At 53.9% G+C, this 1701-nt stretch carries 1 rRNA gene (only partly in view); it reads left to right on the forward strand.

What is annotated here, in order from left to right:
* Positions 1–1678 (forward strand): 23S ribosomal RNA (locus tag OGY62_RS15135); it begins 1218 nt to the left of the window's first position.
* The last annotated feature ends 23 nt before the right edge of the window (positions 1679–1701 follow it).

Consider the following 1701-nt stretch of genomic DNA (forward strand, 5'->3'; position numbering starts at 1 on the left):
TGCTGGAGGTATCAGAAGTGCGAATGCTGACATAAGTAACGATAAAGCGGGTGAAAAGCCCGCTCGCCGGAAGACCAAGGGTTCCTGTCCAACGTTAATCGGGGCAGGGTGAGTCGACCCCTAAGGCGAGGCCGAAAGGCGTAGTCGATGGGAAACAGGTTAATATTCCTGTACTTGGTGTTACTGCGAAGGGGGGACGGAGAAGGCTATGTCGGCCGGGCGACGGTTGTCCCGGTTTAAGCGTGTAGGTGTGTGCTCCAGGCAAATCCGGTGCACTTTAACACTGAGGCGTGATGACGAGGCACTACGGTGCTGAAGTGACAAATGCCCTGCTTCCAGGAAAAGCCTCTAAGCATCAGGTAACACGAAATCGTACCCCAAACCGACACAGGTGGTCAGGTAGAGAATACCAAGGCGCTTGAGAGAACTCGGGTGAAGGAACTAGGCAAAATGGTGCCGTAACTTCGGGAGAAGGCACGCTGATATGTAGGTGAAGTGATTTACTCATGGAGCTGAAATCAGTCGAAGATACCAGCTGGCTGCAACTGTTTATTAAAAACACAGCACTGTGCAAACACGAAAGTGGACGTATACGGTGTGACGCCTGCCCGGTGCCGGAAGGTTAATTGATGGGGTTATCCTCGCGGAGAAGCTCTTGATCGAAGCCCCGGTAAACGGCGGCCGTAACTATAACGGTCCTAAGGTAGCGAAATTCCTTGTCGGGTAAGTTCCGACCTGCACGAATGGCGTAATGATGGCCAGGCTGTCTCCACCCGAGACTCAGTGAAATTGAACTCGCTGTGAAGATGCAGTGTACCCGCGGCAAGACGGAAAGACCCCGTGAACCTTTACTATAGCTTGACACTGAACACTGGTCCTTGATGTGTAGGATAGGTGGGAGGCTTTGAAGTGTGGACGCCAGTCTGCATGGAGCCGCCCTTGAAATACCACCCTTTAATGGCTGGTGTTCTAACGTGGGCCCGTAATCCGGGTTGCGGACAGTGTCTGGTGGGTAGTTTGACTGGGGCGGTCTCCTCCTAAAGAGTAACGGAGGAGCACGAAGGTCAGCTAATCCTGGTCGGACATCAGGAGGTTAGTGCAATGGCATAAGCTGGCTTGACTGCGAGCGTGACGGCGCGAGCAGGTGCGAAAGCAGGTCATAGTGATCCGGTGGTTCTGAATGGAAGGGCCATCGCTCAACGGATAAAAGGTACTCCGGGGATAACAGGCTGATACCGCCCAAGAGTTCATATCGACGGCGGTGTTTGGCACCTCGATGTCGGCTCATCACATCCTGGGGCTGAAGTAGGTCCCAAGGGTATGGCTGTTCGCCATTTAAAGTGGTACGCGAGCTGGGTTTAGAACGTCGTGAGACAGTTCGGTCCCTATCTGCCGTGGGCGCTGGAGAACTGAGGGGGGCTGCTCCTAGTACGAGAGGACCGGAGTGGACGCATCACTGGTGTTCGGGTTGTCATGCCAATGGCACTGCCCGGTAGCTAAATGCGGAAGAGATAAGTGCTGAAAGCATCTAAGCACGAAACTTGCCCCGAGATGAGTTCTCCCTGACCCTTTAAGGGTCCTGAAGGAACGTTGAAGACGACGACGTTGATAGGCCGGGTGTGTAAGCGCAGCGATGCGTTGAGCTAACCGGTACTAATGAACCGTGAGGCTTAACCTTACAACGCCGAAGATGTTTTGGCG

This window comes from Citrobacter sp. CK198 (assembly GCF_030333295.1).
GTDB lineage: Bacteria > Pseudomonadota > Gammaproteobacteria > Enterobacterales > Enterobacteriaceae > Citrobacter_B > Citrobacter_B koseri.